This window comes from Streptomyces sp. NRRL B-24572, assembly GCF_002156145.1.
GTDB lineage: Bacteria > Actinomycetota > Actinomycetes > Streptomycetales > Streptomycetaceae > Streptomyces > Streptomyces vietnamensis.
The window spans coordinates 1-1,216 of record NZ_MWIG01000550.1 but is presented as its reverse complement, the minus strand read 5'-3'; the positions used below and the strand labels follow the sequence as shown (position 1 = coordinate 1,216).

Genomic DNA, 1,216 nt, shown 5'->3' with positions numbered 1-1,216 from the left:
ACTAAGACGTCGTCTCATTTGGTGCTGGAGAGAGTCCTTGCCACGAGTAGGGCGAGCTGACGCAGGCGCTCGTAGTACTGGGTTCCTGCAGGTTCGGTGATCTGAGGGATGACTCGGTCCAGGTCCTCGATGCAGCCTTCCAGGATGCGGGTGCGCTCCGGGTCCAGAACCCCGCCGTTGTTCAGCCACGTAAGAACGCAACCGGCGGTCTCCGCATCGAGCAACACCATGTCTGTATCCCCGAACTCGACACCTCGCTGGCTGGCGGGGAAGGGCGCATGGAGGTGTTCGTGCCAGAGTTGGGCCGCATGTACCTGCTCAGATGATTCGCTCACCTGCACCATGTTGCCGCAGCCTTTGTGTAGGCCGATGGTCATGCTTTCAGACGGCGGTAGCAGATGAGGGTGCAGGCGATGGCGATGAAGGCCAGGAAGTGTTCGGCCTTGCGCTCGTAGCGGCGGTGCAGGCGGCGGCAGCCGCCCAGCCAGGACATCGTGCGCTCGATCGTCCAGCGATGCCGGCCCAGCCGTGTGGAGGATTCGACGCCTCTGCGGGCGATGCGGTGCTGGATGCCGCGCGAGCGGAGCCATCGGCGCAGGTGGTCGTAGTCGTAGCCCTTGTCCGCGTGGAGCTTGGCGGGCCGTCGCCGGCGAGGGCCGCGGCGGGACCGGATCGGAGGGATGCCGCGGACCAGCGGCTCAAGTGCCTGGCTGTCGTGGAGGTTCGCGCCGGAGATCCCGACGGAGATGGGCAGACCGGTCCGCTCGGTGATCAAGTGGATCTTCGAGCCTTTCTTGCCCCGGTCGACAGGATTCGGACCTGTCAGGTCCCCCCTTTCAGGGCCCGCATGTTCACCGAGTCGATCGCGCAGCGCGACCAGTCCAGGCCGCCGCGAGCACCCAGTTCGTCGAGGATGACACGGTGCAACTTGGCCCAGACCCGGGCGGTACTCCACTCGGTGAAGCGGCGGTGTGCGGTTGGTCCCGACGGGCCGAAGACCGGCGGCAGCTGCCGCCAGGTGCAGCCTGTCGTGGCCACGAAGATGATCGCGGCCAGCACTTCGCGGTCCCCGTACCGACGTCGGCCGCCGCCCTGTGGTCGGTTCGGAGCGGGCGGGACCACCCGCTGGAACAGCTCCCACAGCTCGTCCGGCACCAAACGCTCGACCATCACCACACAGCGCAGACTACTCAGCCTGCCAAATGAGACGACGTCT

Annotated in this window: 2 protein-coding genes; both read right to left on the bottom strand. The window is 66.3% G+C overall.

Annotation, left to right across the window (positions count from 1 at the left end; genetic code table 11):
• Positions 1 to 14: 14 nt before the first annotated feature.
• Complete coding sequence (locus tag CCN56_RS29475) at positions 15 to 377, bottom strand: hypothetical protein (RefSeq protein ID WP_218779463.1); 363 nt, start codon at positions 375 to 377, stop codon at positions 15 to 17.
• Positions 374 to 1,170 (bottom strand): IS5 family transposase gene (locus tag CCN56_RS29470; RefSeq protein ID WP_373412914.1). Its coding sequence is split into 2 segments (ribosomal slippage): positions 374 to 828 and positions 828 to 1,170, totalling 798 coding nucleotides; the frame shifts between segments, so codons are not numbered across the junction. The genes CCN56_RS29475 and CCN56_RS29470 overlap by 4 nt, the downstream gene beginning before the upstream one ends.
• Between the last annotated feature and the right edge of the window lie 46 nt (positions 1,171 to 1,216).

Bases quoted from the DNA above. Each gene is read 5' to 3' on its own strand.
- CCN56_RS29475 (WP_218779463.1), bottom strand. From the start codon at position 377: ATGACCATCGGCCTACACAAAGGCTGCGGCAACATGGTGCAGGTGAGC.